The organism is Nonomuraea sp. NPDC051298, assembly GCF_055586305.1.
Window position 1 is genome coordinate 205,501 of the sequence record NZ_JBVJIM010000009.1, and the last position, 26,690, is coordinate 232,190.

Below are 26,690 nucleotides of genomic sequence, written 5' to 3' on the forward strand. Positions count from 1 at the left end.
CAACCTACGGTGACCGGCATGGCCACTTCCATCAAGAAGATCGTCGCCGCGAGCCTGATCGGCACCACCATCGAGTGGTACGACTTCTTCCTGTACGGCTCGGCAGCCGCCCTCGTGTTCAACCAGCTCTTCTTCCCCGACTCCGACCCGCTGACCGGCACGCTGCTGTCGTTCCTGACCTACGCCGTCGGATTCGTCGCCCGTCCGCTGGGCGGCCTGGTCTTCGGCCACTTCGGCGACCGCGTCGGCCGCAAGACGCTGCTGGTCGTCAGCCTGCTCATGATGGGCACGGCCACGTTCCTGATCGGCTGCCTGCCGACGTACGAGACGCTGGGGCCGTCCGCGGCGCTGGTGCTGACGGCGCTGCGGCTGGTGCAGGGCTTCGCGCTCGGCGGCGAGTGGGGCGGCGCGGTGCTGATCGTCTCCGAGCACGGCGACACGGCGCGGCGCGGCTTCTGGGCCTCGTGGCCGCAGGCCGGCGCCCCCGGCGGGAACCTGCTGGCCACCGGCGTGCTGGCGGCGCTGGCGGCCTGGCAGCCGGAGGAGGCGTTCCTGTCGTGGGGGTGGCGGGTGCCGTTCCTGCTGTCGGGCGTGCTGGTGCTGATCGGGCTCTGGATCCGGTTGACGATCAGCGAGTCGCCGGTGTTCGAGCAGGCGCCGCCCGCCGTCCGGGCCCCGATCGTGGGGGTGCTGCGGTATCACTCGAAGGACGTGGTCGTCGCGATCGGCGCGCGCCTGGCCGAGAACATCTCCTTCTACCTGCTGACCGTCTTCGTCATCACGTACGCCAAGCAGCAGGGCATCGAGAACTCCACCGTGCTGAACGCCGTGCTGATCTCCTCGGCCGTCCACTTCGTGACGATCCCGATGTGGGGGGCGCTGTCGGACCGGCTCGGCCGCCGCCCGATCTACCTGGCGGGCGCCGCCGGGATCGGTCTGTGGATCTTCGCGTTCTTCCCGCTCGTGGACACGGGCAACTTCCTGGCGATCACTCTCGCCGTCACAGTCGGCCTGCTCTTCCACGGCATGATGTACGGCCCCCAGGCGGCCTTCTTCTCCGAGCTGTTCGCCACCAGGACCCGCTACACCGGCGTGTCCATCGGGGCGCAGCTCTCGGCCATCGTGGCCGGGGCGCTGGCCCCGATCATCGCGGTGGCGCTCCTGCGGGAGTATTCGAGCAGCGTGCCCATTTCCGCCTACCTTGGCGTGGCGGCGGTGCTCACCCTCATCGCCGTCTACGCCGCCCGCGAGACCCGGGGCAGCGACCTCACAGAAGGGATCCACACGCGATGAAGGTCACCACGCCGAGGCTCACCCAGCACGTCCTGACCGTCGAGGGCAGGACCGCCGGCGAGCCCGTGCTGTTCGTGCACGGGAACGTCTCCTCCGGCGCCTTCTGGCGCGACACCCTGGCGGCGCTGCCCGAGGGCTACCGGCCGCTCGCGGTGGACCTGCGCGGGTTCGGCGACAGCGACCCCGCGCCCGTGGACGCCACCCGGGGCCTGCGCGACTACTCCGACGACGTGATCGAGCTGGTCGAGGCGCTGGGCCTGGACGGGGTGCACCTGGTCGGCTGGAGCCTGGGCGGCGGCGTCGTGCTCCAGGCGCTGCGCGACCGCCCGGCCCTCGTCAGGAGCCTCACGCTGGTCAACCCCGTCTCCCCGTACGGCTGGGGCGGCACGGAGGGCCCCGACGGGCGGCTCACCCACCCGGACGGCACGGGCGCGGGTGCGGGCGCGGCCAACCCCGACTTCGTCAGCCGGCTCCAGGCGGGCGACCTGTCGGAGGAGGCCCCCGCGTCGCCGCGCAGCGTCTTCCGCTCCACGTACGTCAAGAACCCCGTGCCCGACGAGGACTTCTACGTCGCCGCGATGCTGACCACCCGCGTCGGCGAGACCCACTACCCGGGTGACACCGCCGCCTCCGACGCCTGGCCGGGCGTGGCGCCGGGCAAGACCGGCGTGCTCAACTCCATCGCCCCCACCCACTTCCGGCTCGACGACCTCCACGAGATCGACCCCAAGCCGCCCGTCCTGTGGGTCAGGGGCGCCGACGACGTGATCGTCTCCGACACGTCCCTCTTCGACCTGGCCCACCTGGGGGCCATCGGCGTGGTGCCCGGCTCTCCCGGCACCCCGGCCCAGCCCATGGTGGCCCAGACCCGGGCGGTGCTGGCGCGGTACGGCGCGTACCGGGAGGTCGTGCTGGACGACTGCGGCCACAGCCCGCACCTGGAGCACCCCGCCGAGTTCGGCCGGCTCCTGGCCGAGCACCTGAAGGGGGCGTAGATGCTGGTCGCGCTCACGCTGGTCGCGAGCTTACTCACGCCCGCGCCGCACCAGGCCCGGCCGAGCCTCACCGTGCCGGGCGCGGAGCGCGCCGAGGTCGCCGTCCTCGCCGACCTGACCACGGCCGGCACCGCTCGCACCGGCCACACCGACCCGGCAGACTGGGCCGGGCTGCACTCGGCCGCCACGGTCAACCCCACCGGCGTGCCCGGCACGCAGATCGACGGCTACTTCCCCGACACCTCCACCGGCAACGCCACGCACGGCTGGAACCACGACTCCCAGTTCGTGATCAGGCTGCCGGACGAGTGGAACGGCGGCCTGGTCGTCGGCGGCACCCCGGGCAACAGGGAGCAGTACGCCAACGACTTCACGATCTCCGACTGGGTGCTGTCGAAGGGCTACGCGTTCGCCGCCACGGACAAGGGCAACGTCGGCGTGGACTTCCACCTCGACGGCCGCGAGCCGGGCGACGCCATCGCCGAGTGGAACCGGCGCGTCACCCAGCTCACGGTGGCCGCCAAGGCCGTCGTACGCCAGCGGTACGGCAGGAAGCCCGAGCGCACGTTCGCCGCCGGCATCTCCAACGGCGGCTACCTGGTCAGGTGGCAGTTGGAGAACCGCGGGTGGCTCTACGACGGCGGCGTCGACTGGGAGGGCACGCTCTGGCGGGTCAAGGGCGACAACCTGCTGAACGTCCTGCCTCCCGCGCTCAAGGCGTACCCGGACGAGGCGGGGGTGCGGGCGGCCGGGTTCGCGGCGGGCTCGGAGTTCCTGTGGCCCTTCCACCGGCAGTACTACTGGGAGCTGACCCAGCAGCTCTACCAGAAGGAGCTGGACCCGTCGTACCAGGGTGCGGCGGCCGACTACGACTACGACCGGCGCAGGCCGTACGCGGCCGTGGCGAAGATCGCGCTGACCGGCCGCATCACCAAGCCGCTCATCACCCTCCACGGCACGCTGGACACGCTGCTGCCGATCTCGCGCGACTCCGACGTCTACGCCGAGATGGTCGGCCCGCACCGGCCCTTCCGCTATTACCGGGTCGAGGGCGGCAACCATCTCGACAGCCTCGTGGACGTCCACCCCGACCGCCTCAAGCCGATGCTGCCGGTCTTCAGGAGCGCCTTCGAGGAGTTGGAGGGCTGGGTCAGTCCTTGAGGTAGCGATGGCCGCCCGCGCGCGCCAGGCGCACGATGTGCCGCGCGCCGGGCAGCCTCCTGCCGAGCCGGTGCAGCGCGGTGTCGCGGCCCAGGGGCGAGCGCCGTCCAGGGTCGACCGCGGCGGCCGGGTGCACCACGATCTTGCCCCGGCGCATCTCCAGCGCGAACCGCAGCCCGATCTCCTCCTCCGAGGAGCGCAGCGAGCACGTCCAGTGCCCCGGGCCCAGGTGCTCCACGTCCGGCATCAGCCGCTTGACGGGCACCTTGGCCACGAGCTGCCCGGCGAGCCTGCCCGGCACGCCCGCCTCGACCAGGGCCGGCGCGCTCACCTCGCGGGCGCGCCGGCCGGTGCCGCGCATCACCAGCTCCAGGGGCGGGCCGCCGCTCGGCGGCACGTACGGCACCGGCAGCACGACGAACAGGTGCTTGCCGACGTGCCTGACCGTCACGCCCGGCGACACGAGCGAGATCGACTCGGAGAACGAGCGGGGCTCGACGGCCAGGCCCAGCTCGCCCCGGTCGCTCCAGCACGGCACCACCAGCCGCATCCTGGGCCGCTGGGCCAGCACGCCGAGGCAGTTCAGCGGGCCCTCGGGGCGGCTGACGCGGCTCCTGGCCTGGTTGGCGCCGCTGAACATGCGTACGTGCACCTCCCACTGGCCCGGCCGCAGCGGCTCGCCCACGGCGGCGGTGCTGATGTCGAGCCTGCTCTCCCCCCTGATCCGGATCCGGACCCGGCGGCGGCCGTCCTGGACGCGCTCGACGTGCTGGGTCAGCGGCAGGAAGTGCACGAGCCCGGTCTCGGTGTGTCGGACGTAGACCTCGATGCGGGCACGTTCGACGGCGTCGGTGACGTCGGTGACGTCCGGCGAGAGCTGCTTGGTGTCCAGCGGGCGCGGCGGTGACCAGTGCAGGCGGTCGCCGTCCACCGCGTACCTGTCCGGTGTGCCGTCGCCGGCCAGCACCTCCACGCTCAGCCCCAGCACCAGGACGTGGGCGTCCCAGCTCACCTCGGTGAGGTCGGCGCGCAGGCCGGCGCGCTTGGTGGAGTTGCCCAGCAGCACGATCTGGTCCAGGCGGCCCATCCGCACGTACGCGGCGACCAGGCGGAGCTGGACCGGCAGGTGGCGGTCGAGGGTCTCGGGGAAGCGCCGCTGCATCAGCTCCTGCACGACGCGGAAGTACACGCCCCGGTCCACGGAGGAGTCGGCGAACTTGGCGGTCACCAGCGGGCGCAGGACGGCGTAGCGGAACCAGTAGGCGTACAGGCGGTCGCGCTGGCGGCCCTCGCCCTCGTAGGTGTCGATGTCGTCGAGCAGCGCGTGCAGTTCCTTGACGATCGCGCGCGGGTCCTCCTCGGCGTCCGGGCGCGGCCCGAGGTGGCAGCAGACGTGCTCGGCCAGCACGACGAGGACCTTGGCGTGCAGGTAGGCCCGCAGCACGAACGCCTGCTCGCCCATGCGCCCGCCCGGCACGGCGAAGCCCAGCTCGTGCTCCTCCAGGAAGGCGCGGCGGTAGAGCTGCTGCGGGAAGAGCACGCTGAGCAGCCGGTCGCGCAGGATGTCGGCGTGGGCGGTGCTGCGCCCGAACGCGGTCAGCGGCGGGCCGTAGTCGCGGACCAGGCGGCCGACCAGCACGTCCGCGTCGGTCTCGACGGCGCGCTCGTGCATGCGCTCGACGGCGTCGCGTTCCAGGCGGTCGCGCTGGTCGAGGAAGAACACGTACTCGCCGGCCGCCGCGGCCAGGCCCACGTTGCGCGCGCGCATCGGCGTCCCGGTGTGCGGCAGGTGCAGCGTGCGGACGTTCGGGCGGACGGTGGCGATGGTGTCCAGCCGCTCGGCGATGCCGTCCGTGGACCCGTCGTCCACGAAGATCACTTCGTATTCGTCCGGGGGCATCGTCTGCTCCAGCGCGGAGCGGATGCACGCGTCGGCGGTGTCACCCGGATTGTGGACATTGACGATCACACTGACCTTCACACCCATGCGGCCAGCGTGCGCCCGTATACAGGATCGGGCGCGGCGGCTTGCCGATTGGAGGCGGAAAGTTGACCTGTTGGCACCAGTCCACGGACTGTGTCAGTACCAGCCCACGGACTGTGAGTGGCCCCAGGCGGCACAGGGCGTGCCGTAGCGGCCCTTGATGTAGCCGAGACCCCACTTGATCTGGGTGGCGGCATTGGTCTGCCAGTCGGAGCCCGCGCTGGCCATCTTGGTGCCGGGCAGCGACTGCGGGATGCCGTACGCGCCGGAGTAGCGGTTCATCGCCCGCTCGTTCCAGCCGCTCTCCTTGTGCCAGAGCCGCTCCAGGCAGCCCCACTGGTCGCCGCCGAACCCGAACGAGGACAGCATGGCCTTCGCGGTGGCCTTGTTGCTGCCCGGCGAGGGGTCGCTGCCGGGCGGGAAGTTGATGGCGGGGAAGCCGCTGCCGCCGGGGGCCTGCTTGGGCACGACCCAGTCGAGGTCGGCGTTCTTGCCGGCCGCCCCCGCGCGGTCCTTCTTGAGCTTGTCGGCCCTGGCCGCCTGCTCGGCCTCGGCCTTGAGCACGTCGGACTCGGGGTCGGGCGCGTAGAGGTCGCCGCTGGCCAGCTTGCCCAGGTCCTGGAGGCTGAAGGGGTCTTGGGGCGGCTGCTTGGCGTTCTCGATGGCGCGGTAGGTGACGAACCCTCCGCCGCCGAAGACGATCACCACCGTGAGGACGGTGATGACGACGCGCTTGGGAGTGACGCGCGAGGGCCTGCGCGCCGCACGACGTCGTTCCTTCGCGGGGCGCTCGCTCAACTGCGGACCGGGGCTCACGATGGATGAGCTTGCCCTGTCCTGGGGGGTGCTCCGCAACCGAAACGCGAGAATCGCTTGGCGTAAATTTCACCAACTGGCAGGTTAGCGTCTCGTTTCCGAAAAATTGTGACTTTGGTCACAGCGAGACCCGGCCTCCCTTCAGGCGCCCGTCACCGAAGGGAAGCCGCTTTCAGGGTGGCGTGCGCACTTCGGGATCTCATCCGCACCGTGTCACAGTTTGATGACACATACCGGATAATCGGGACATGGAATAATAATGTGCGCGTGGCTGGCATCCTTCTCGTTGAAGACGATCCCTCGGTCCGTACGGCTCTGGAGCTGGCGCTGACCCGGCAGGGACACTCCGTCACCTCGTACGCGACGGGCGAGGAGGCCCTCGACCACATCAGGGCCCGCCGCCCCGAGATCGCGATCCTCGACGTCATGCTCCCCGGCATCGACGGCGTCGAGGTGTGCCGCCGGGTGCGCAAGCTCGACCAGCTCCCCGTCATCCTGCTCACGGCGCGCGGCGACGACCTCGACGTGGTCGTCGGGCTGGAGGCCGGCGCCGACGACTACGTGGTCAAACCGGTCGAGCCCCGCGTCCTGGACGCCCGGATCCGCGCCGTGCTGCGCCGGGCAGAGTCCGCCGCCTCCGACCGCATCACCTTCGGCGACCTCGTGATCGACCGGGGCGCGCTGAAGGTCATGCTGGCCGGCAAGGAGATCCACCTGACCCCCACGGAGCTGCGACTGCTGCTGGAACTCGTACGGCACCCCGGCCAGGTGCTCAACCGCCGCTACCTGCTGCGCGTGGTGTGGGACCACACGCATATCGCCGACTCCCGCCTGGTGGACGCCTGCGTGCAGCGGATCCGGGCGAAGATCGAGCCCAAACCCGCCGAGCCCGTGTTCATCCACACCGTCCGCGGCTTCGGATACCGGTTCAACCCCCCGTGATCCCCCGCCCCACGGGACTGCGCGCCCGCCTGGTCATCACGTTCACGCTCGTCGCCGTCACCGCCTCGCTGCTGGTGGCCACCATCGGCTTCGAGCTGGCCAAGACCGCGCTCGTCACCCGCGCCGAGACCACCGCGCTCGACCTGGTGACCAGGGAGCTGGGCAGCATCGCCTTCCCGATCGGCAAGCTCAGGCCCGGCGAGGCCGCGCCCACCTCCAGGGAGCTCGACCGGGTGGCCCACGCGCTCAGCGGGCCCGGCCGCAGCGTGCTGGTCGAGTACGGCAACCAGGTCTCCTCCGAGGGCCCCCTGTCGATGAACGACGTGCCCAACGAGCTGCACGGCCGGGCCAAGCAGAGCGTCGTCACCCAGCGCAAGATCATCGACAACGAGCTGTACCTCATCGTCGGCGCCGAGGTCTACCGCGACAACGCGGGCGTGGCCGAGGCCACCGGGCTGCGCGCGTTCGTCTTCTTCCCCATGCGCGACGACGAGGCCCAGCTCGCCACGCTCAGGAACACGCTCACCCAGACGGGCGTGGTCATCGTGCTGATCGCCCTGGTCGTGGCGCTGCTGTCGGCCCGGCAGGTGCTGCTGCCGGTCCGGCGGCTGAGCGCGGCGGCCCAGGCGCTCGGCCGGGGCCACCTGGACACCCGCCTGCCCGTGCACGGCCAGGACGAGCTGGCCGTGCTGACCGCCAGGTTCAACGACGCCGCCGCCGCGCTGGAGCTGAGCGTGTCGGAGCTGCGCTCCCTGGAGGCCATGTCGCGCCGGTTCGTGGCCGACGTCTCGCACGAGCTGCGTACGCCGCTGACCGCCATGACGGCCGTGGCCGACATGCTCTCGGACGAGGCCGAGCACCTCCCGGAGGCGCCCGCGGAGGCCGTACGGCTGGTGCTGCGGGAGATCGAGCGCCTGCGCGAGCTGGTCGAGCACCTCATCGAGATCAGCCGCTTCGACGCCGGCACGGCCACGCTCAACCTCGAACCCGTGAACGTGGCCGACGCCATCGAGGACTGCCTGAAGGTCCGCGGCTGGAGCGACCAGGTGACGGTGAAGGCGTCCCAGGGCCTGACCGCCAACCTGGACACGGGCAGGTTCGACGTCATCGTGGCCAACCTCGTGGGCAACGCGCTCAAGCACGGCCTGCCCCCGGTGGTGGTCGCCGCCAGGGCCACGGAGAACGGCCTGGAGGTGAAGGTGCGCGACCACGGCCAGGGCATCCCGCCCGAGGCGCTGCCGCACGTCTTCGACCGCTTCTTCAAGGCCGGCGCGGGCCGCGCGCGCAGCCACGGCAGCGGGCTGGGCCTGGCCATCGCCAGGGCCAACGTCCAACTGCACGGGGGCACGATCTCCGTACGCCCCCAGAACCCCGGCACCCTCTTCACGGTCTGGCTCCCCCACGCATGAAGCCCATCCGCACCCTTCTGGCGCTCACCGTCCTGCTGGCCGTCGCGGCCTGCGGCATCTCCCCCACCGACGTGCAGGACCGGGGCAACGCGCCCACCATCGCGATCCCGCCGCCGTCCAAGACGATCTTCCTCATCAGGGGCGGGAAGCTCGCCCTGGAACCGGCCGACGTCGACGACGACACCGTCGCGAGCCTGCTCACGGCGCTCTTCGCCGCCTCCATGCAGCCCCTGGGGGACCGGGACACGGCGCTGCGCGGCTTCACCTACCTGCGGATCAAGGACTCGATCAACCCGCCGCAGCGCGACGAGATCCAGCTCCCGCGCACCTCGACGCTGACCGTCTACATCAGCGGCGAGGGCACGCTGACCAACCTGGGCAAGGCGCAGATCGTCTGCACGGCCCAGCAGGACGCGGCGTTCGAGCAGGTCAAGATCGTACGGGTGAACGAGAACCGCCCCGCCAAGACGGAGGGGCAGTTCACGTGCGGCGAACTCGAGGACATCACATCGTGATGTCCTCCAGCATCTCCGTCACCAGGGCGGCGATCGGAGAGCGCTCGGACCTGGTCAGCGTGACGTGGGCGAACAGCGGGTGGCCCTTGAGCTTCTCCACCACCGCCACGACGCCGTCGTGCCGCCCGACCCGCAGGTTGTCGCGCTGGGCCACGTCGTGGGTGAGCACCACCCGCGAGTTGGCGCCGATCCTGCTCAGGACGGTGAGCAGCACCCCGCGCTCCAGCGACTGGGCCTCGTCCACGATCACGAACGCGTCGTGCAGCGACCGGCCGCGGATGTGCGTCAGCGGGAGCACCTCCAGCATGCCCCTGTCGAGCACCTCCTCGATCACCTCGGGCGAGGTGATCGCGCCCAGCGTGTCGTAGACCGCCTGGGCCCAGGGGCCCATCTTCTCGCCCTCGCTGCCGGGCAGGTAGCCGAGCTCCTGGCCGCCGACGGCGTAGATGGGGCGGAAGACGATGACCTTGCGGTGCTGGCGGCGCTCCAGCACGGCCTCCAGGCCCGCGCAGAGCGCCAGCGCCGACTTGCCGGTGCCGGCCCGGCCGCCGAGCGAGACGATGCCGATCTCCGGGTCCATCAGCAGGTCGAGCGCGATGCGCTGCTCGGCGGAGCGGCCGTGCAGCCCGAAGATCTCGCGATCGCCCCGTACGAGGCGTACGGACTTGTCGGGCTGCACCCGGCCCAGCGCCGAGCCCTTGGCCGACAGCAGCCGCAGGCCGGTGTGCGCGGGCAGGTCTCTGGCCTCGTCCAGGTCGGCGGTGCCCACGTCGAAGAGCGTCTCGACGTCTTCGGCGGTCACCTGGATCTCGGTCATCCCCGTCCAGCCGGATTCGTCCACCAGCTCGGCGCGGTACTCCTCGGCCGACAGGCCGATCGAGGCCGCCTTGACCCGCATCGGCAGGTCTTTCGACACCAGGACGACGTCACGGCCCTCGGCGGCCAGCGAGCGGGCCACGGTGAGTATCCGCGTGTCGTTGTCGCCCAGGCGGAAGCCGACAGGCAAGATGGACGGGTCACTGTGGTTGAGCTCCACCCTGATCGTGCCATCCCCAGTCGGCATCGGCTCGTCCAGCCTGCCGTACTGGACCCGTAGCTCGTCGAGGTAGCGCAGGGCCTTCCTCGCGAAGTAGCCGAGCTCGGGATGATGCCGCTTGCCTTCCAGCTCCGTGATGACCACGATCGGAAGGACGACATCGTGCTCGGCGAACCGGGTCATTGCCGCCGGGTCGGCCAGCAGGACCGAAGTGTCCAGCACGTACGTGCGCTTGGCCGACTGGTGAGTAGGGTTGCTCGAGGACACTGCCACACGTTCTCCCCCGGGTACCCCTTGGTGCGGGCACCCTGCAGACGAGGTGGGAATCGGACCGAACCCGCGTCCCCGACCGTGTACTGCCGTCGGCGCCGGATCCGGCCCCCTCGGCAGATGTTGGTGCAAAGGCGGGCCTCTCCGAAATGTCCGGCCTGTGACCGGACACTTCCAACGTTACGTCCTGGATACCCGAATGTCGTGTCAGGAACCGTAACGTCGGTGTCTCGCAGCGTAATCACGCAGCGCTCGCAGGAAGTCGACCCTGCGGAAGTCCGGCCAGTACGCCTCGTGGAAGTAGAACTCAGAATGAGCGCTCTGCCAGAGCATGAAGCCGGACAGACGCTGCTCGCCCGAGGTCCGGATGAGGAGGTCCGGGTCGGGCTGGCCGCGAGTGTAGAGATGCTCCGCGATGTGCTCGACATCGAGAACCTCGACGAGGTCCTCGATGCTCGCTCCCTTGCTCGCTTGCTCTTGGAGCAGTGAGCGCACCGCATCGGCAATCTCACGCCTTCCTCCATACCCAACTGCAACGTTCACAATCAGGCCCGGACGGTGTGATGACGCTTCTTTTGCATTTTTCAGGACATTAGCCGTGCGGTCCGGGAGCAGATCGAGCGCGCCGACCGGGCTGATGCGCCAGCCCTCCGCCACCAGCTCCTGTGTCACGTCCTCGATGATGCGCAGAAGCGGCTCCAGCTCCTCCCTCGGACGGTTGAGGTTGTCGTTGGACAACATCCACACCGTGACGACCTCGACGCCGGTCTCCCGGCACCAGCCGAGCAGCTCGGAGATCTTGTCCGCGCCCTTGCGGTGGCCCGAGGCCACGTCGCGCATCCCCATCGCCCGCGCCCAGCGGCGGTTGCCGTCGATGATGACCCCGACGTGCCGGGGGACGCCGTCCTTCGACAGCTTGGCCTCCAGCCGGTGTTCGTACAGCCGGTAGACCAGATCGCGCACGCCCACGGAGTGCCTCCCCAGCGGTGCTCGTGCCTTCGGTCACATGCCTCAACAGGCAATTATCACCGCGAATCAACCGTGCCTGCTCCGAGTACCGCATTCTGCGCCATATCTCTACCTTCTAGACACCCCTCCGCCTCATTCACGAGCTGGCGCACGAACACCGACAGCTCCGAGGACGTCAGCACCGCACGGGCGCCCTCGCCCGTGGCGGCCCACGCCTCCACGTAGGCCCTCCTGGTCAGCCGCCACTCGCCCGGCCCCGGCTGCCACACCGGGATGGTCCTGAGCTGGCAGCGCAGCTCGCCGCCGCCCGCCAGGCCCTCGCGGGTGCGGTAGCGGAAGGAGAACAGCTCGCCGTCGGGCTCCTCGCCGGGGAAACGGTCGTCGGGGTCGGTCCACCGCACGGCCTCTCCCCGGCCCTGGCGGGCCTCGTCCACGCCGTGCGCCAGCCGGGCCAGCAGCCAGCCGCACCGCTCACCGACGCTCCCGTACGAGGTGCCGTCGCGATGCAGCTCCAGGGTGACCTCGTACGGCATGCCGACGCTGTCCGTGCACGCGACGGGCGTGACGGTAAGGTACGAGCCATCGACGCAGCGTAGTCCCCCCATTCCCTCCCCGTTTCCGCCCCCTTGCCGGTTAAACCGCCGCCGCGATCAGCGGAGGCCGGGCAGGCGCGCCCACCATCGGCGCCGGGCCTGCGGCTCGGCCTCCGTCATCCGGCCGCGCTCGCGCAGCCAGGCCGCGAAGTCGGCGGCGTCGGTACGGTAGTCGGGCGGCGGCGTGGCACGGGCCCGCGCGTACGCGGCGAACTCGGCGGCCAGGTCGGGCCCCGCCGCGACGGCCGTGTCGGGGCGGATCCTGGCCACGATGGCGCGGCGCTTGGCCACCAGGCCGGCGGCCTGGGCGGCCATCCGCTCCGGGTCGAACCCCTCAGGCGTCTCGGCCCCCGTGACCAGCGCCGCCACCACCCTGGCCTGCGCCTCGGCGAGCCGCGCCCGTTCCGCCTCGTCGTCCGCCACCCGCGCCTGCGACTGTGCCTCGGCGAGTCCGGCCCGTGCGGTCTCGCCCGTCACCGGGGGTCTCCGGTCAGGGCCATGGCGGCCCTGATCCGCGCCAGCTCGTCCGCCAGCACGGCGTCGCTCGGATACTCGTCGTCCCACTCCAGCAGCACGCCGGGCGGGCTGGTCCTGGCGCACAGCTCGGTCAGCAGGTCGAGCACGGCCTGCGGCGCGGCCGTGGTGTGGGTGTCGTACCAGAGGCCATGGTGCTCGTAGCCGCCCGCGACGTGGACGTAGGCCAGGCGCTCCAGCGGGAGCGCGTCCAACGCCGCCACGGCGGGCAGGCCCAGGTTGACCTGGTTGGTGTGCAGGTTGGCCACGTCGACGAGCAGCCCGACCCCGGTGCGCTCGACCAGCTCCGCCAGGAACTGGGCCTCGGTCAGCTCGTCGTCCGGCCAGCCGAAGAGGGCCGCGACGTTCTCCAGTGCCAGGGGGACGGGCAGCGCGTCCTGGGCGCGGCGGACGTTCTCGGCGACGACCCGCAGCGACGCCCGCGTACGCGGGACCGGCAGCAGGTGCCCGGCCTCCACACCCCCGCCCCTGACGAACGCCAGGTGCTCGCTGACCAGCGGCGCGTCCAGCGCCCGCGCGCAGGCGGCCAGGTGGGCCAGGCGGGCCGGGGAGGGCGGCTCGGCGCCGCCGATCCCGAGCGACACGCCGTGCGGGATCACCGGCAGGCCCCTGGCCCGTAACACCCGCAGGGACTCGGGCAGGCGGGCGGGCCTGAGGTTCTCGGCGACCACTTCGAGGAAGTCGACGCCGGCCATCCGCTCGATCGTCAGGTCCAGCTCCGGCCGCCAGCCGATGCCCACTCCGAGTGCGGCCATCTCAGCTTCCCCCGCCGCCGCAACCGCCGCCGCCGCAGCCGCTGCTCCCGCCGCAGCCGGACGACCCGCTCCCGCAGGACGACCCGCTGTGCGCGCTCCCACCGTTCCCGCACCCGCCCGAGCCGTTCCCCGCGTACGAGGACCCGCGCCGCCTGCGGGCGTCCCGGCGCAGCTCGGCACGCACTCTCGCGTCCCGCACCTCGCCGAGGCCGTACAGCGCCAGCGGGACGGGCCCGTGCGCGACGCCCCGGACGTTCGAGCGCCTGGCCGACTCCAGCGCCTCCCGGCCCGACGCGGTCAGTGCCGCCCCCGGCGAACGTCGCAGGCGGGCGAGCGCGACCTCCGAGCCGATCCACGTGCCGGCGAAGACGACCGAGGCGAACACGGCGACGAGACTCGGGCTCGTCAGGACGGTCAGCACCTCGATCACGGCACCGACGAACGCGACCATCGCCGCCGCCCGCAGCCGCAGGTTCTGCCTGCGCACCGTGGCGAACGGGTCGACCACCGCGAGCAGCCCCTCCGCCGTGAGGTGCTGCTTGAGCGACTCCATCGCCGGGCTCCTGACGACCTCGGCCCTGAGCGCGGTGACGGACAGGCTCACGTAGGCGGCCACCACACCCAGCGCGGTCTCCTCGACGGGCTCTCTCATGACGGTTCCCGACCTCACCTGGTGCACCCGGCCGCCGCGCGACACGCGGATGGCGCCGGTGTCGGCCAGCAGCGCGATGGCGGTGTCGGCCACCTGCCCCGGCCCGCCCATCAGGTACGCCAGGTCGTAGTGGCCGAGGTGGTGCGGGCGGGCCCCCGTCGCGGCGGCCCCGCCCGCCGCGTGCCCCCGTGTGGCGGTCAGGATGGCGTAGACCGCGACTGCCACAGCAACGGTCAGCAGGAACAGATCCATGGACGGCCTCCCCTCGTACGGCCGATCAGGGCTGGCGTACTGAAAGGACGCCTAAGGGCACGGTAAGGGTTCCGTCGCGAGGGATACAGTTTTGCGCGTTTAGCTCCCGTTCAACCGCTCCTCAACCGACGTGACAGACGAAAGCGCCGGACGTCGCGAGGACGTCCGGCGCCAGGCCCGGGAGCGCTGCTCAGCCGAGGCGGTCGAGCAGGTCGTTGTACTCGTTCCACAGCTCCTTGGGCAGGTGGCTGCCGAACTTGTCGAAGTGGGCCGGGATCAGCGCGGCCTCCTCGCGCCAGACCTCCCGGTCGACGGTCAGCAGCGTACGCAGGTCCTCCTCCGACAGGTCGAGGCCCTCGGTGTCCAGAGTGGCCGGGAGCAGGCCGATCGGCGTGGGCACGGCCTTCGCCTCGCCGTTGAGCCGCTCCACGATCCACTTGAGCACGCGGCTGTTCTCGCCGAAACCGGGCCAGATGAACCTGCCGTCGGCGTTCTTGCGGAACCAGTTGACGTAGTAGATCCGGGGCAGCTCGGCGCCCTTGCGGCGGCCGATCTCCAGCCAGTGGCCGAAGTAGTCGCCCATGTTGTAGCCGCAGAACGGCAGCATGGCGAACGGGTCGTGCCGCAGCTCGCCGACCTTGCCCTCGGCGGCGGCGGTCTTCTCGGAGGCGACGTTGGCTCCGAGAAAGACGCCGTGCTCCCAGCTCAGCGACTCTGTCACCAGAGGAACGGCGGTGGCACGCCGGCCGCCGAACAAGATCGCTGAAATGGGCACGCCCTTCGGGTCCTGCCATTCGGGTGCGATGGTCGGGCACTGGGCGGCAGGAGTGGTGAAGCGGGCATTGGGGTGGGCGGCCGGCTCGGCGCTGTCAGGCGTCCATGAGCGGCCCTTCCAGTCGGTCAGGTGCGCGGGCGGCTCCTCGGTGAGGCCCTCCCACCACACGTCGCCGTCGTCGGTGAGCGCGACGTTGGTGAAGATGCTGTTGCCCCAGAGGGTCCTGACCGCGTTGGCGTTGGTCACCTGGCCGGTGCCGGGGGCCACGCCGAAGAACCCGGCCTCCGGGTTGATCGCGTGGAGGCGGCCGTCGTCGCCGAAGCGCATCCAGGCGATGTCGTCGCCGATCGTCTCGACCTTCCAGCCCGGGATCGTGGGCTGGAGCATGGCGAGGTTCGTCTTCCCGCAGGCGCTCGGGAAGGCGGCGGCGATGTAGCGGGTCTCGCCGGTGGGCGGCGTGAGCTTCAGGATGAGCATGTGCTCGGCCAGCCAGCCCTCGTCGCGGGCCATGACGCTGGCGATGCGCAGCGCGTAGCACTTCTTGCCGAGCAGGGCGTTGCCGCCGTAGCCGGAGCCGTAGGACCAGATCTCGCGGGTCTCGGGGAAGTGGCTGATGTACTTGGTCGTGCTGCACGGCCAGGGCACGTCGGCCTGGCCGGGCCGCAGCGGCGCCCCGACGGAGTGCACGGCCCTGACGAACTCGCCCCGCTCCTCGATCAGGCGCAGCGCCCTGTCGCCCATGCGGGTCATGACGCGCATGGAGACGGCGACGTACGCGGAGTCGGTGATCTCGACGCCGAGCTGGGAGATCTCACCGCCCAGCGGGCCCATGCAGAACGGCACGACGTACATGGTCCTGCCGCGCATGCAGCCCTTGAAGAGCCCGCCGAACGTGCGGCGCATCTCGTCAGGCGCGATCCAGTTGTTCGTCGGGCCCGCGTCCTGCTCGCGCTCGGAGCAGATGAAGGTACGGTCCTCCACCCGCGCCACGTCGGTGGGGTCGGACTTGGCGTAGAAGCTGTTGGGCCTGGCGGCCAGGCGCGTGAGCGTGCCCTGCTCGACGAGGAGGTTGGTCAGGCGTGTCCACTCCTCCTCCGACCCGTCGCACCACTCGACGCGGTCCGGCTGGGTGAGGGCCGCGATCTCGTTCACCCACGCGGCCAATTCGCTATTGCTGGTGGGTGCTGCTGCTACCACGGAAACGGACACGGCGGTGACTCCTCCACTCTCTCAGGGCCCAGTCATCATTAACGACGAAGCGGCCGGAAAGCCAATTGGCATAGACCTGTCGGCCAGGCCGTCGCCGCAGGCAGAGGCCCTGACGATTTGGTGGAGCCTACCCAGGGGGAGCCGATTTAAAAGAGGAAATCGAGCCGAAACTCAGCGCAGTGGTACAGTCCAATCCGGCTGGTCTAAACCAATTTCCCCAGTGGTTTAGTCCATTGCCCGAGCCGTTTCCGCTGGGCAGTCTCATGAATTGACGTCGGGCCCCGCGGAGCGAACCCGGTCGACGTGCTGGAGCGCGTCGCGCAGCTCGGCGAGCCACGTGTCGGTGTTCTTGCCGACCAGGCGCACGCACCAGGCGAGCGCGTCGCTGCGGCTCCTGGCCACGCCGGCGGCCACGAGCGTGTCGAGGACCTGGCGTTCGGCCTGGCGCAGCCGGGTCATCACGGGCACGGAGAGTGTGGTGAACATCACAGTCTCGCCGCCGCAGACGACGCCCCAGGACACCTTCTGGCGGAACTTGTGCTCGGCCTCGCCGGCGATCTCGATGCGCCGCTCGCGCGTCTCCTCCCTGAACCTGCGGGCCAGACCCTCGATGAGCGCGGCCCGTTCTGCGCCGGACACGTCGCCGGGCGGGTCGGGAAGGGTGCCGAGCACCGCGATCTCCTCGCGGTCCCTGACGATCTCGGGGGCGCCGGTGAACCAGCCCTCGGGGAGGCGGCCCGTGAACCAACCGCGTACCTGTGCGGTCTCGTCGTCGTGTGTTGCCATGTAATTAAGATTACATAGTTGCTGGCGAATTGCACCTGTCCGGCCCACGCCGGATTTCGGGCGGGGTTCGAGTCTTCTGCGGGCGCGGGAGCCGGGGGCTAGCGGACCTTGGCGGCGACGGCGGGGCTGATGCGGACAACTCCGGCCAGGTTGCGGGTGCTCACCGGGGAGATCTTCACCACGTCCCCCGTTCTGGGCGCCTGCAGCATCTTTCCGTCGCCCAAATAGATCGCCACGTGCGAGATGTAGCCGGGGTTGGTGGGGTCGTGCCGCCAGAAGATCAGGTCGCCGGGCTGCGCCTGCGCCAACGGCACCTGCGGCCCCGTCACCCACTGCTGGTGCGTCACCCGGGGCATCCGCACCCCCGCCTGCGCGTACGCCCACTGGACCAGGCCGGAGCAGTCGAAGCTGTCGGGACCCTCGGCGCCCCACACGTACGGGCGGCCCAGCTTGGACGCGGCCGCCTTGAGCGCCACCGTGAGCTGTTCGCCGGTCATGAGCGAGCCCGCCGGCCAGGTGTTGTTCTGCGTCACCTTCTGCTGCGGCTGCGGCAGCGGCAGCACCGGGTTGACCAGGGCCATCTGCGTGCCCTTGGGCAGCACGCGCTGGAGCTTCTTGCGCAGTTCGCCGGAGTCGGCCTTGGGGGCGCTGACGATGAGCGCGTTGTCGCGGGGCATGCCCAGGGTGCGGCCGACCTCCTTGGACACGACGGCGTCCACCGCGCCGAACCCGGTGGTGGCGTACGCGCCGATCCGCAACTGCCCCACCGAGCCCACCGACACGCGACTGTGCAACGGGAGCCCGCCGTCGTTGCCCAGCACGAACGAGACCGCCACGTCACCGGCCGCCACGTTCTGCCACAGCGCGTCGGACGAAGCGGTCACCTTGGGCGTGTACGAGCGGAACGTGGACGGGTTGACCGCCAGCGTCTGCACCCGCTTGCCGTCGAGCGTGACGGAGGCCGCGTCGGCGAGTTCCAGCGCCTGCACGCCGGACACCTTCGCGACCTTCCGCAGCAGTTCGTCGGTGAAGGGCTTGCTGGTGAGCACGAAGAGGTGGGGCTTGTACAGCTTGTCCAGGGGCGCCACGGGCTGCGCGGTCTGGGCCGGCGGCTGCGGCTCGGGACGCTGCTCGGCCAGCAGCGACTGCTTGGGGGTGGCGCGTAAGGACTCGGCCTCGAAGGAGAGGTCGGGCTGCGTCAGCAGCAGCACGTCGGTGGTCAGCACCGCCACCAATGCCACCACGATGAACGGCACAAGTTTGTACGTGTTGTACCTGTTACGCGGCTCACGGCTTTTGACTAAGAAACTCAGGTCCTGCCGAATTCCCGACGAACGTGAAAACGCCGCCGGGCCGACGTTGGCCCGGCGGTCGTCGTCGAGGGGGGTCAGTTGCCGATGTACGGCACAGCCTCGAGGATCTCGACGGTGTTCTGCCGTCCGTTGGGCAGGGAATAGGTCGCCTTCTCGCCGATCTTCTTGCCGTTGATCGCCGCCCCGAGGGGGGACTTGGGCGAGTAGACGTCGATCGGGGCGCCGCTCTCCTCGCGGGAGGCGAGCAGGAAGGTGACCTCGTCGTCGTCGCCGACGAACCGGATCGTCACGGTCATACCGGGGCCCACCACGCCCTCGGCCTTGGGGGCCTCGCCCACCTGGGCGTTGTCGAGGATCTGCCGGAGGTGGAAGATGCGGGCCTCCATCTTGCCCTGCTCGTCCTTGGCGGCGTGGTAACCGCCGTTCTCGCGCAGGTCGCCCTCCTCGCGGGCGGCTTCGATCTTCTTGGCGATGTCGACGCGCCCGGGGCCAGAGAGATACTCGTACTCCGCCTTCAGGCGGTCGTACGCCTCCTGCGTCAGCCAGGTGACGTTCTCATCGCGAGAGTCGGCCACGGGTTCTCCTTGCTTGCCTAGGGGGCCCTGAGATCGCTTGAGGTTGCGAACGGTTGAATTTCGAAAGGCTAACAACTTAACCGCTCGAACGCTTCCCCAAATGTCTCACTATACGAGATTGCAGTACTGGACGTGGACGGTAGTCGCCTGACCGCTGGTGTCGAGGCTTTCCTTGAGCTGCTTACTACCCCCACCAGCCGGGATTCTTACTTCCTTGCTGCCCACTTCCGCGTGATCGACGTCGAGCGCCCTGATCCGGCAGACGGCCACCCTATCGTCTGGCTTGTACACCTGAAAGGTGATCTCCGCGCGGCTCGGGCCGTTGACCTTGAACATCACGACCTGCGCCGGCGCCTCCGACCCACCCGCCGTCATCGACCACATCACGTAGCCCCACCCACCTGCGATGATGGCCACCAGCACGCCGATCACCACGTGGACGACGAGCCGGCCCCCTCGTCTGGGCCGGTCGGGGAAGTCGTCTGGCGTGCCGAGAACGGGCCCGTTCTCGGCATCTCTGGTGACCATGGCGGAATCTCCCTGCACTCCCTCGGCGTTATCCGAGACAATTGTCGCCCGCGAGGGGTGTGCCCTCGCGACCGCCCAGCAGAAACTAACCTCTCTGGGCGACTGACCGGTCCTACTGAGGAGCATCGAGCCCGTGAGTGCACCGTTGAGGCTGATGGCCGTACACGCCCACCCCGACGACGAGTCGAGCAAGGGTGCCGCCACGATGGCGCGTTACGTGCGCGAAGGCGTGGAAGTGCTGGTCTGCACCCTCACGGGCGGTGAGCGCGGGTCCGTGCTCAACCCGAAGATGGACCGGCCCGAGATCGTGGCCAACATCGCGGAGGTGCGCAGGGCCGAGATGGCGCGGGCCCGCGAGATCCTCGGCGTCGAGCAGCGTTTCCTGGGCTTCGTGGACTCCGGGCTGCCGGAGAACGAGGACGAGGCGCTGCCCGAGGGCTGCTTCGCGGTGCAGAAGCTGGAGGACGCCTCGGCGCCGCTGGTGGCCGCCGTACGCGAGTTCAGGCCGCATGTGATCATCACCTACGACGACGACGGCGGCTACCCGCACCCCGACCACATCATGACCAACAGGGTCTCCGTCGAGGCGTTCGACGCGGCCGGCGACCCCGACCGCTACCCCGGCGCCGGCGACCCCTGGCAGCCGCTCAAGCTCTACTACCAGATGGGCTTCACCAAGGAGCGCTTCGAGGCGCTGCACGAGGCCATGACCGAGCGGGGCCTCGGCTCCCCCTACTCCGACTGGATCTCCCGCTGGGAAGACCGGCCCGCCAAGTGGCCCGTGACCACGCGGGTGCCGTGCGGCGACTACTTCGAGATCCGCGACGAGGCCCTCATGGCGCACGCCACCCAGGTCGATCCCGACGACGGCTGGTGGTTCGTCTGCCCGCGCGAGCTGCAGCAGGAGATCTGGCCGACCGAGGACTACCACCTGGCCCGCTCGCTGGTCGACACCGAGCTGCCGGAGGACGACCTGTTCGCGGGCATCCACGCCGACGAGGTCGAGCCCGCCTGCCACTGAGTGCGCCGAACCGCAGGGTGAGCATCGCGAACTGCCGGGCCGACCGCTGGCGGGACCACGGCCCTCCGGTGGCAGACTGGAAGTGTGACCGTTCTAGCAGCAGCAGGTGAAGTCAGCCCGGGCCTGCTCGGGTTCCTCGTCGTGGCGTTTCTCGGTCTTGCCCTGTATATCCTGATCAAGTCGATGAACAAGCAGATGTCGAAGATCCAGGTGCCGCGCGAGGGCGAAGAGGCGGACGAGGCGAAGACCGACGAGAAAGCCAAGAAGTAGATGCCGATCGAAATAGTCGACAACACGACGGAGAGCCGGTTCGAGATCCTCGTGGACGGCAAGGTCGCCGGGTTCGCCGACTACCGGCTGCTGCCCACCAAGATCGTGTTCACGCACACCGAGGTGCTGCCCGCCTACGAGGGGCAGGGGCTGGCCGGTCGGCTGGTCGGGCACGCCCTGCAGGCGAGCGCCGACACGGGCCTGCGCGTGCAGCCGCTCTGCCCCTACGTGGCGAAGTACATCGAGCGTCACCCCGAGTTCAAGGACCTGGTGGACCGGCCCGCCAAGTGAGCGGGCGCCGCCGTCCCGAGCCGTGGACGGCGGGTCGCGCTCCGGGGGCGGTCATTCAGCCGGGCGGTCATTCAGCGGGCGACCAGGCGCGCTCGAGGGCCTTGGGCAGCCCCCACCAGCCCAGCGGGGTGAGCACCTCGTCCCGGTCCACGATGCCGAGGTGGGTCCACAGGTCCACCACCGACGCGAACAACCCCTCCGTGGCGTCGAGGTCGTCGATCTCCTGCTCGTCGACGTCGATGTCCTCCGACTCGGCGATGAGCCGCGCCATCCGCTCGGGCGAGGCCAGCACCCCGGGCCCGAGCCTGACCAGCGCCGCCACCCCCGCCAGCCAGTCGGCGTGCTGGATCGCGCAGAGGTTGGCCAGCGTGGTGTCCTCCTCGCTCAGCTCCCCGTCGAGGTCGGCGAACTCCTCCAGCACGTCCTCCCCGTCCGACAGGTCGGAGACCGGCCCCGCCACACCCGCCGCCACCGACAACCACAGCTCCGCGTCACCGTCGGGCACCGGCCGGTCGTCGAACCCCGCGCAGGCCCGCAGCACGTTGGCGGGGTAGCCGGGCAGGGTCAGCAGCGCGCGCAGGCGGGCCCCGGCGGCCCGCAGCTCCTCGGCGGGCAGGTCCGGCTGCTTGGGCAGCTCCCCCATGATGCGCTGCAACTCCGACAGCGCGAACTCCTCCTCCTCGTCCCAGGCCGCGAACAGCTCCTCGTCCTGCTCGTCGCTGACCGCGTTGCCCGGCACCCGCCCGTCGGGCAGCGGCGTGCTCAGCCACCGCTCCTGGAGCTCCTCGTAGGCCGCGCGCGCCTCCGGATCACCCGTGGCCAGCGCGTCGGGGTCGGTCTCTCCCGACACGACCCGTTCCTCCAGGTACGCCACGAGCCGCGCGAACATCTCGGCCGCCACGGGCCCGCGTTCGTCCTCCTCCGGCCAGACGAAGTAGCTCGGCGTCATGAGGATCGGCTCGGTGCCGGTGGACTCCAGCCACCGTTGCACGTCACCCACCGTGGCCACGCCCGCCTCGATCGAGCCGAGCGTCGCCTTGGCGGAGTCCCAGAACGCCGGGGTGAGGGGCTTGCCCGCCGACATCATGGCCCGCCGCAGGTCGGGCAGCGCCACGAGGGCCACGCCCGACGGCACGGACAGCAGGGCGCGGGCCAGGTCCCTGCGCGTGATGGCGGACGCCGGACGACCGGCGTGGGCGCAGACGAAGTCCATATCCACGCCCCGTAACCTACGCCGTGACAGGCTCCTCAGTCAGCCACGGGGGCCCTAACATGCTCAGAACACCGCTCATCAGCCCCGACCACGACCGCAGGAAGGGCTCGGCGTCGCCGGTGCCGGATCGCCGGAAGGCGGCGGCACGTCGTTCTCACCCGCGTCGTGCCGATCTGATCCGTGTGAGAGCCTGATCTCATGAACAGGCTCGGTAGTGAGACTTCTCCCTACCTCCTCCAGCACGCCACCAACCCGGTCGACTGGTGGCCATGGGGAGAGGAGGCGATGCAAGAAGCGAGACGGCGGGACGTGCCCCTACTGATCAGTGTGGGGTACTCATCCTGCCATTGGTTACCCGCTTCTTGACATCCACTGGTGCCACGTCATGGCCCACGAGAGCTTCGAGGACGCCGACACCGCGCGCCTCATGAACGAGCACTTCGTCAACATCAAGGTCGACCGCGAGGAGCGGCCCGACGTCGATGCCGTCTACATGGGCGCCACCCAGGCCATGACCCGTCAGGGCGGCTGGCCGATGACGGTGTTCGCGACCCCCGAGGGGCACCCGTTCTACTGCGGCACCTACTTCCCGCGCGCCCACTTCCGGCGGCTGCTCACCGAGGTGCACAACGTGTGGACGGGCGACAGGCAGTCCGTGCTCACGCAGGGGGCGACGGTGGTGCGCGCGCTCAACGCGAACACCACGCTGCCCAGCGGGCCGCTGCCGGGCGAGGAGACGCTGCGGCAGGCCATGGACAGTCTGCGCGACTCGTACGACGCCGTGAACGGCGGGTTCGGCGGGGCGCCCAAGTTCCCGCCGTCGATGGTGCTGGAGTTCCTGCTGCGCTCCGGCGAGCGCGAGATGAGCGGGAAGACGCTGGCGGCGATGGCCAGGGGCGGCATGTACGACCAGCTCGGCGGCGGCTTCGCCCGCTACAGCGTGGACGCAGGGTGGGTCGTGCCCCACTTCGAGAAGATGCTCTACGACAACGCCCTGCTGCTGCGCGTCTACACGCACTGGTGGAAGGCGGGCGGCGGCGATCTCGCACGGCGGGTGGCGCTGGAGACGGCCGACTGGCTGCTGCGCGAGCTGCGTACGCCCGAGGGCGGCTTCGCCTCGGCGCTCGACGCCGACAGCGAGGGCGTGGAGGGCAAATTCTACGTCTGGACGCCCGGTGAGCTGGTCGAGGTGCTCGGCGAGGACGACGGCCGGTGGGCCGCCGAGCTGTTCGAGGTGACCGAGGCGGGCACGTTCGAGCACGGCGCCTCGGTCCTGCAGCTCCTGCGCGACCCCGACGACCCGGCGCGCCACGCGGACGTGCGGGCGCGGCTGCTGGCCGCCAGGGAGCGCAGGGTGCGCCCCGGCCGCGACGACAAGGTCGTGGCCTCCTGGACCGGCCTGGCCATCGCGGCGCTGGCCGAGACCGGGGTCGTCTTCGAACGGCCCGACCTGGTGGCGGCGGCCACGGCGGCGGCGGAGCTGCTGGCGGGCACCCACGTCCAGGACGGCAGGCTGCTGCGCACCTCCAAGGACGGCAGGGCGGGCACGAACGCCGGGGTGCTGGAAGACTACGCCGACCTGTCCGAGGGCCTGATCACGCTGTACGGCGTGACCGGCGAGGCCAGGTGGCTGCGGCTGGCGGAGTCGCTGCTGGACACCGTGCTCCAGCGGTTCCCCGACGGGGCGGGCGGCTTCTACGACACCGCCGACGACGCCGAGCGGCTCTTCCAGCGTCCGCAAGACCCCACCGACAACGCCACCCCCTCCGGCCAGTACGCCGCCGCGGGAGCCCTGCTCTCCTTCGCCGCGCTGACCGGCTCTACACGCCACCGTGAGGCCGCCCACGCCGCGCTCGGCACCGTGTCGGTGCTGGCCGGGGCGCACGCCCGGTTCGCGGGCTGGGGGCTGTCCGTGGCGCGGGCGGCGCTGTCGGGGCCCGTGGAGGTGGCCGTGGTGGGCCCGGCCGACGATCCGCGTACGGCGGCGCTGCACAGGGAGGCGCTGCTCGCGGACGCTCCAGGACTGGTGGTGGCGCTCGGCCGGGCCGACGCCGCCGACCTGGGCGCAGGCGACCCATCGGTCCCGCGCCCCTCCAGCGGCACGGCCGCCTTCCCCGCGCTGCTTGAGGGGCGCGGCCTGGTCGGCGGTGTCCCCGCGGCCTACGTGTGCAGGGGCTTCACCTGCCGGTTGCCCGTGACGACGGTTGAGGACCTGCGCGCGGAGCTGGCGACCTGACCTGACGGCTCACGGGCGGCCCGTGCGGTGTCGATGGGGCCGGTCGGGGGCGGTCAAGGGCCGGACGGGCGCGGGTCACGGGCCGGACGGGCGCGACGGGCGCGACGAGCGCGGGTCACGGGCCGGTCGGGGGCGACGGGCGCGGGTCAGCCGCTGGGCTGGCCGCTGCGGCTGTCGTCCTGGCGGCCGTTGCTCTGACGGCCGTTGCTCTGGCCGTTGTCCTGGCCGGACGGCTGGTCGGGCACCAACGTGGTCGGCGAGTCGCTCTGGCCGGTCTGCTCGTCCGGCTGACCGTCGTTCGGCGACGACTGGGTCGCCGGCGGCTCGGTGGCGAACGGCGGCGAGCTGGAGTCGGGCTCGGGCGAGCCCCACTCCGGGTTCGCCGGCGACGTCGGGTAGTCGCCCCTGGGCGCGTCGGTGGCGCGGTCGGGCACGGAGTAGTCGGACGACCAGCCGTACTCCGAGGGCTCGGGGAACTCCTCGACCGGCTTGCCCGCCATCGCCTCGGCCATGAACTCCCGCCAGATCTGCGCCGGTAGCTGGCCGCCGAACTGCGTGCCGTACCCGGGGATCGTGACCGTGTCGTTGTCGTCGCGGAACATGTCCACCGCCACCGCGAGCTGCGGGGTGAAGCCGTTGAACCAGACCGACTTCGACTCGTCGGTGGTGCCCGTCTTGCCGGCCACCGGCCGGTCGTAGAGCCGCGCGGCGGTGCCGGTGCCGTACTTGACGACCTGCTCCATCGCGTACGTGGTGTCGGCCGCGGCCTGCTCGCTGATCGCCTTGGTCGCGGCCGGCCGGACGACCTGCTTGCCCCCCTCGGCGTCGGTGACCGAGATCACCACGTGGGCCTCCATGTGCACGCCCTTGTTGGCGAAGGTGGAGAAGCCGGAGGCGTTCTGGACGGCGCTCACGGAGGCCACGCCGAGCGGGAAGGCCGCGGCGCTCTTGTGCTGGTCGAGCTGGGCCGCGGGGATCCCGGCCGCCTCCGCGGTCTCGGCGACCTTGTCCAGGCCGACCTTCTGGCCGAGGTCGACGAACGCGGTGTTGACGGAGTTCTGGGTGGCGCTGATCAGGTTGATCTGCCCGTAGGAGCGGTCGCCGTCGTTGGGGATCGACTGCGGGGCCGAGGCCACCTGCAGCGGCGAGTTGCCGTCGACCCTGGTGGACAGGTCGAAGCCGTTGTTCAGCGCGGCGGCCAGCGTGTACGGCTTGAACGTGGACCCGGCCATCACCTTGGCCGAGAACGCGCTGTCGTAGTACTTCGACTGCGAGGGCCGTCCCCCGTAGAAGGCCACGACCTCGCCGGTCGCGGGGTCGACGGCGGCCAGGCCGGTGCGCACCTTCTCCGGCGTGGAGTCGGGCAGCACCTCCTCGACCGCCCGCTGGGCCGCCTGCATGAGCTTCTTGTCGAACGTCGTGACGACCTTGAGGCCGCCGCCGTTGATGTCCTCGTCGGTGTAGCCGCGCCGGTTGAGCTCGGCGGTGACCTGCTCCAGCATGTACTGGGCCTGGCCCTTCAGCTCGAACGGCTTCTTCGGCGCCTTCAGCTCGGGGAACTTCTCGGCGGACGCCTGCTGGCGGGTCAGCGCCTTGGTCTGGACCATGGCGTCGATCACCGACTGCCAGCGCTGCCGCACCGCCGCCAGATCGGAGCCCTTGGGGTCGGCGAAGCGGCTGGGCTGCTGGATCACCGACGCCAGGTACGCGCCCTCGGCCACGCTCAGGTCCTGGACGTCCTTGCCGAAGTAGGCGCGGGCGGCCGACTGCACGCCGTTGGCGCCCCGGCCGAAGTAGATCGTGTTGAGGTACTGCTCCAGCACCCAGTCCTTCGACTTGGACTGGTCGACCTTCATCGCGATGAGGATCTCTTTGAACTTGCGGGCCACGGAACGTTCCTGGCTGAGCCCGCTGTAGTAGTTGCGCACGAGTTGCTGGGTGATGGTGGAGCCGCCCTGGAGCTGCTGCCCGGTGAGCGTGGACCACACGGCCCGCGCGGTGCCCTTGAGGGAGACGCCGCCGTCCTCGTAGAACGAGCGGTTCTCGGCGGCGATGACCGCGTCGCGCACGTGCTTGGGCACCTGGGCGAGATCGACGTTCTTGCGGTCGACCCCCTGCCGGGCGAGCACGCTCTTCCCGTCGCGGTAATAGATCACCGAGCCCTGCGCCGTGGCCTGCTTCTGCGTCGAATCGGGAATGGGAGTCAACGCCCAGGCAACGGCGAAAAGCCCGGCAAATGCCACGATTCCGGTGCCGACAGAAATCAATAGAACTCGGAGAATCCGTCGCTTCCGCAT

Annotated in this window: 24 protein-coding genes and 1 pseudogene; 10 read left to right on the forward strand and 15 right to left on the reverse strand. The window is 70.6% G+C overall.

Annotation, left to right across the window (positions count from 1 at the left end; all coding sequences use genetic code 11):
* Positions 1-18: 18 nt before the first annotated feature.
* Genes ACZ6S0_RS25985 through ACZ6S0_RS25995 form a run of 3 tightly spaced genes read left to right on the forward strand, consistent with a single transcriptional unit; the run spans position 19 to position 3,449 of the window.
* Positions 19-1,293 (forward strand): MFS transporter, encoded by a 1,275-nt coding sequence (locus ACZ6S0_RS25985; RefSeq protein WP_465921916.1) that lies wholly within the window; start codon positions 19-21, stop codon positions 1,291-1,293.
* Positions 1,290-2,288, forward strand: a complete 999-nt coding sequence (locus ACZ6S0_RS25990; protein WP_465921917.1) for an alpha/beta fold hydrolase — start codon at positions 1,290-1,292, stop codon at positions 2,286-2,288. Before ACZ6S0_RS25985 ends, ACZ6S0_RS25990 begins: the two co-directional genes overlap by 4 nt.
* The gene (locus ACZ6S0_RS25995; protein ID WP_465921918.1) at positions 2,289-3,449 is read left to right on the forward strand and encodes an alpha/beta hydrolase family protein; all 1,161 of its coding nucleotides are present in this window, start codon (positions 2,289-2,291) and stop codon (positions 3,447-3,449) included. It begins immediately after the preceding gene.
* Here the strand turns inward: ACZ6S0_RS25995 and ACZ6S0_RS26000 are convergent.
* On the reverse strand, positions 3,439-5,436 hold the full coding sequence (locus tag ACZ6S0_RS26000; protein WP_465921919.1) for a glycosyltransferase family 2 protein: 1,998 nt from the start codon (positions 5,434-5,436) through the stop codon (positions 3,439-3,441). The two genes, ACZ6S0_RS25995 and ACZ6S0_RS26000, sit on opposite strands and share 11 nt — an antisense overlap.
* 93 nt (positions 5,437-5,529) lie before the next feature.
* On the reverse strand, positions 5,530-6,249 hold the full coding sequence (locus tag ACZ6S0_RS26005; RefSeq protein ID WP_465921920.1) for an aggregation-promoting factor C-terminal-like domain-containing protein: 720 nt from the start codon (positions 6,247-6,249) through the stop codon (positions 5,530-5,532).
* A gap of 267 nt (positions 6,250-6,516) precedes the next feature.
* Between ACZ6S0_RS26005 and ACZ6S0_RS26010 the strand changes: the two genes are divergently transcribed.
* From ACZ6S0_RS26010 to ACZ6S0_RS26020, 3 genes are read left to right on the forward strand one after another with little or no spacing between them, the layout of a single operon-like run.
* Positions 6,517-7,191: a response regulator gene (locus ACZ6S0_RS26010; RefSeq protein WP_465921921.1), complete on the forward strand. Its 675-nt coding sequence runs from the start codon at positions 6,517-6,519 to the stop codon at positions 7,189-7,191.
* Positions 7,188-8,600: a sensor histidine kinase gene (locus ACZ6S0_RS26015; protein ID WP_465921922.1), complete on the forward strand. Its 1,413-nt coding sequence runs from the start codon at positions 7,188-7,190 to the stop codon at positions 8,598-8,600. The genes ACZ6S0_RS26010 and ACZ6S0_RS26015 overlap by 4 nt, the downstream gene beginning before the upstream one ends.
* A complete protein-coding gene (locus ACZ6S0_RS26020) occupies positions 8,597-9,115 on the forward strand; it encodes a hypothetical protein (protein WP_465921923.1) in 519 nt (172 codons plus the stop codon). The genes ACZ6S0_RS26015 and ACZ6S0_RS26020 overlap by 4 nt, the downstream gene beginning before the upstream one ends.
* Here the strand turns inward: ACZ6S0_RS26020 and ACZ6S0_RS26025 are convergent.
* The 11 genes from ACZ6S0_RS26025 to ACZ6S0_RS26075 form a co-directional block, all read right to left on the reverse strand.
* A complete protein-coding gene (locus ACZ6S0_RS26025) occupies positions 9,105-10,424 on the reverse strand; it encodes a PhoH family protein (RefSeq protein WP_465921924.1) in 1,320 nt (439 codons plus the stop codon). The two genes, ACZ6S0_RS26020 and ACZ6S0_RS26025, sit on opposite strands and share 11 nt — an antisense overlap.
* A gap of 204 nt (positions 10,425-10,628) precedes the next feature.
* Positions 10,629-11,390 (reverse strand): isoprenyl transferase, encoded by a 762-nt coding sequence (locus tag ACZ6S0_RS26030; RefSeq protein ID WP_465921925.1) that lies wholly within the window; start codon positions 11,388-11,390, stop codon positions 10,629-10,631.
* A 56-nt stretch (positions 11,391-11,446) separates the two neighbouring features.
* Entirely contained in the window at positions 11,447-11,923 is a 477-nt protein-coding gene (locus ACZ6S0_RS26035; RefSeq protein ID WP_465921926.1) for a hypothetical protein, read from the reverse strand.
* A 117-nt stretch (positions 11,924-12,040) separates the two neighbouring features.
* The gene (locus ACZ6S0_RS26040; protein WP_465921927.1) at positions 12,041-12,460 is read right to left on the reverse strand and encodes an SCO6045 C-terminal-like domain-containing protein; all 420 of its coding nucleotides are present in this window, start codon (positions 12,458-12,460) and stop codon (positions 12,041-12,043) included.
* Positions 12,457-13,272: an MbnB/TglH/ChrH family RiPP precursor modification enzyme gene (locus ACZ6S0_RS26045; protein ID WP_465921928.1), complete on the reverse strand. Its 816-nt coding sequence runs from the start codon at positions 13,270-13,272 to the stop codon at positions 12,457-12,459. The genes ACZ6S0_RS26040 and ACZ6S0_RS26045 overlap by 4 nt, the downstream gene beginning before the upstream one ends.
* A 1-nt stretch (position 13,273) precedes the next feature.
* A complete protein-coding gene (locus ACZ6S0_RS26050) occupies positions 13,274-14,176 on the reverse strand; it encodes a TIGR04222 domain-containing membrane protein (RefSeq protein ID WP_465921929.1) in 903 nt (300 codons plus the stop codon).
* A 190-nt stretch (positions 14,177-14,366) separates the two neighbouring features.
* Positions 14,367-16,160, reverse strand: coding sequence for a phosphoenolpyruvate carboxykinase (GTP) (locus ACZ6S0_RS26055; RefSeq protein ID WP_465921930.1), 1,794 nt, complete (start codon positions 16,158-16,160; stop codon positions 14,367-14,369).
* 261 nt (positions 16,161-16,421) lie between these two features.
* Positions 16,422-16,946 (reverse strand): hypothetical protein, encoded by a 525-nt coding sequence (locus tag ACZ6S0_RS26060; RefSeq protein ID WP_344880745.1) that lies wholly within the window; start codon positions 16,944-16,946, stop codon positions 16,422-16,424.
* 98 nt (positions 16,947-17,044) lie between these two features.
* On the reverse strand, positions 17,045-18,190 hold the full coding sequence (locus ACZ6S0_RS26065; RefSeq protein ID WP_465921931.1) for a C40 family peptidase: 1,146 nt from the start codon (positions 18,188-18,190) through the stop codon (positions 17,045-17,047).
* A 143-nt stretch (positions 18,191-18,333) separates the two neighbouring features.
* Positions 18,334-18,834 carry a transcription elongation factor GreA gene (gene greA / locus ACZ6S0_RS26070; protein ID WP_043628806.1) on the reverse strand — a complete coding sequence of 167 codons (501 nt, stop codon included), beginning with the start codon at positions 18,832-18,834 and terminating at the stop codon, positions 18,334-18,336.
* 108 nt (positions 18,835-18,942) lie between these two features.
* Entirely contained in the window at positions 18,943-19,362 is a 420-nt protein-coding gene (locus ACZ6S0_RS26075; protein ID WP_465921932.1) for a DUF4307 domain-containing protein, read from the reverse strand.
* Positions 19,363-19,495: 133 nt separating this feature from the next.
* On the opposite strand from ACZ6S0_RS26075, the gene mca reads away from it, so the two are divergent.
* The 3 genes from mca (at position 19,496) to ACZ6S0_RS26090 (ending at position 20,944) form a co-directional block, all read left to right on the forward strand.
* A complete protein-coding gene (mca, locus tag ACZ6S0_RS26080; RefSeq protein ID WP_465921933.1) occupies positions 19,496-20,383 on the forward strand; it encodes a mycothiol conjugate amidase Mca in 888 nt (295 codons plus the stop codon).
* An 84-nt stretch (positions 20,384-20,467) separates the two neighbouring features.
* The gene (locus ACZ6S0_RS26085) at positions 20,468-20,653 is read left to right on the forward strand and encodes a hypothetical protein (RefSeq protein ID WP_465921934.1); all 186 of its coding nucleotides are present in this window, start codon (positions 20,468-20,470) and stop codon (positions 20,651-20,653) included.
* Entirely contained in the window at positions 20,654-20,944 is a 291-nt protein-coding gene (locus tag ACZ6S0_RS26090; protein ID WP_465921935.1) for a GNAT family N-acetyltransferase, read from the forward strand.
* 67 nt (positions 20,945-21,011) lie between these two features.
* On the opposite strand, the gene ACZ6S0_RS26095 is transcribed toward ACZ6S0_RS26090, so the two are convergent.
* Positions 21,012-22,157, reverse strand: a complete 1,146-nt coding sequence (locus tag ACZ6S0_RS26095) for a hypothetical protein (RefSeq protein WP_465922055.1) — start codon at positions 22,155-22,157, stop codon at positions 21,012-21,014.
* Positions 22,158-22,355: 198 nt separating this feature from the next.
* Between ACZ6S0_RS26095 and ACZ6S0_RS26100 the strand changes: the two are divergent.
* A pseudogene (locus ACZ6S0_RS26100) lies at positions 22,356-24,393 on the forward strand (thioredoxin domain-containing protein).
* A 146-nt stretch (positions 24,394-24,539) separates the two neighbouring features.
* On the opposite strand, the gene ACZ6S0_RS26105 reads toward ACZ6S0_RS26100, so the two are convergent.
* Entirely contained in the window at positions 24,540-26,600 is a 2,061-nt protein-coding gene (locus ACZ6S0_RS26105) for a transglycosylase domain-containing protein (protein ID WP_465921936.1), read from the reverse strand.
* Between the last annotated feature and the right edge of the window lie 90 nt (positions 26,601-26,690).

What these genes read in the sequence shown, in the direction of transcription:
- ACZ6S0_RS26050 (WP_465921929.1), bottom strand. Translation starts at nt 14,176, where the DNA reads ATGGATCTGTTCCTGCTGACCGTTGCTGTGGCAGTCGCGGTCTACGCC.
- ACZ6S0_RS26045 (WP_465921928.1), bottom strand. Translation starts at nt 13,272, where the DNA reads ATGGCCGCACTCGGAGTGGGCATCGGCTGGCGGCCGGAGCTGGACCTG.
- ACZ6S0_RS25995 (WP_465921918.1), top strand. Translation starts at nt 2,289, where the DNA reads ATGCTGGTCGCGCTCACGCTGGTCGCGAGCTTACTCACGCCCGCGCCG.
- ACZ6S0_RS26075 (WP_465921932.1), bottom strand. Translation starts at nt 19,362, where the DNA reads ATGGTCACCAGAGATGCCGAGAACGGGCCCGTTCTCGGCACGCCAGAC.
- ACZ6S0_RS26000 (WP_465921919.1), bottom strand. Translation starts at nt 5,436, where the DNA reads ATGGGTGTGAAGGTCAGTGTGATCGTCAATGTCCACAATCCGGGTGAC.
- ACZ6S0_RS26090 (WP_465921935.1), top strand. Translation starts at nt 20,654, where the DNA reads ATGCCGATCGAAATAGTCGACAACACGACGGAGAGCCGGTTCGAGATC.
- ACZ6S0_RS25985 (WP_465921916.1), top strand. Translation starts at nt 19, where the DNA reads ATGGCCACTTCCATCAAGAAGATCGTCGCCGCGAGCCTGATCGGCACC.
- ACZ6S0_RS26020 (WP_465921923.1), top strand. Translation starts at nt 8,597, where the DNA reads ATGAAGCCCATCCGCACCCTTCTGGCGCTCACCGTCCTGCTGGCCGTC.
- ACZ6S0_RS26095 (WP_465922055.1), bottom strand. Translation starts at nt 22,157, where the DNA reads ATGGACTTCGTCTGCGCCCACGCCGGTCGTCCGGCGTCCGCCATCACG.
- ACZ6S0_RS26035 (WP_465921926.1), bottom strand. Translation starts at nt 11,923, where the DNA reads ATGCCGTACGAGGTCACCCTGGAGCTGCATCGCGACGGCACCTCGTAC.
- ACZ6S0_RS26060 (WP_344880745.1), bottom strand. Translation starts at nt 16,946, where the DNA reads ATGGCAACACACGACGACGAGACCGCACAGGTACGCGGTTGGTTCACG.
- ACZ6S0_RS25990 (WP_465921917.1), top strand. Translation starts at nt 1,290, where the DNA reads ATGAAGGTCACCACGCCGAGGCTCACCCAGCACGTCCTGACCGTCGAG.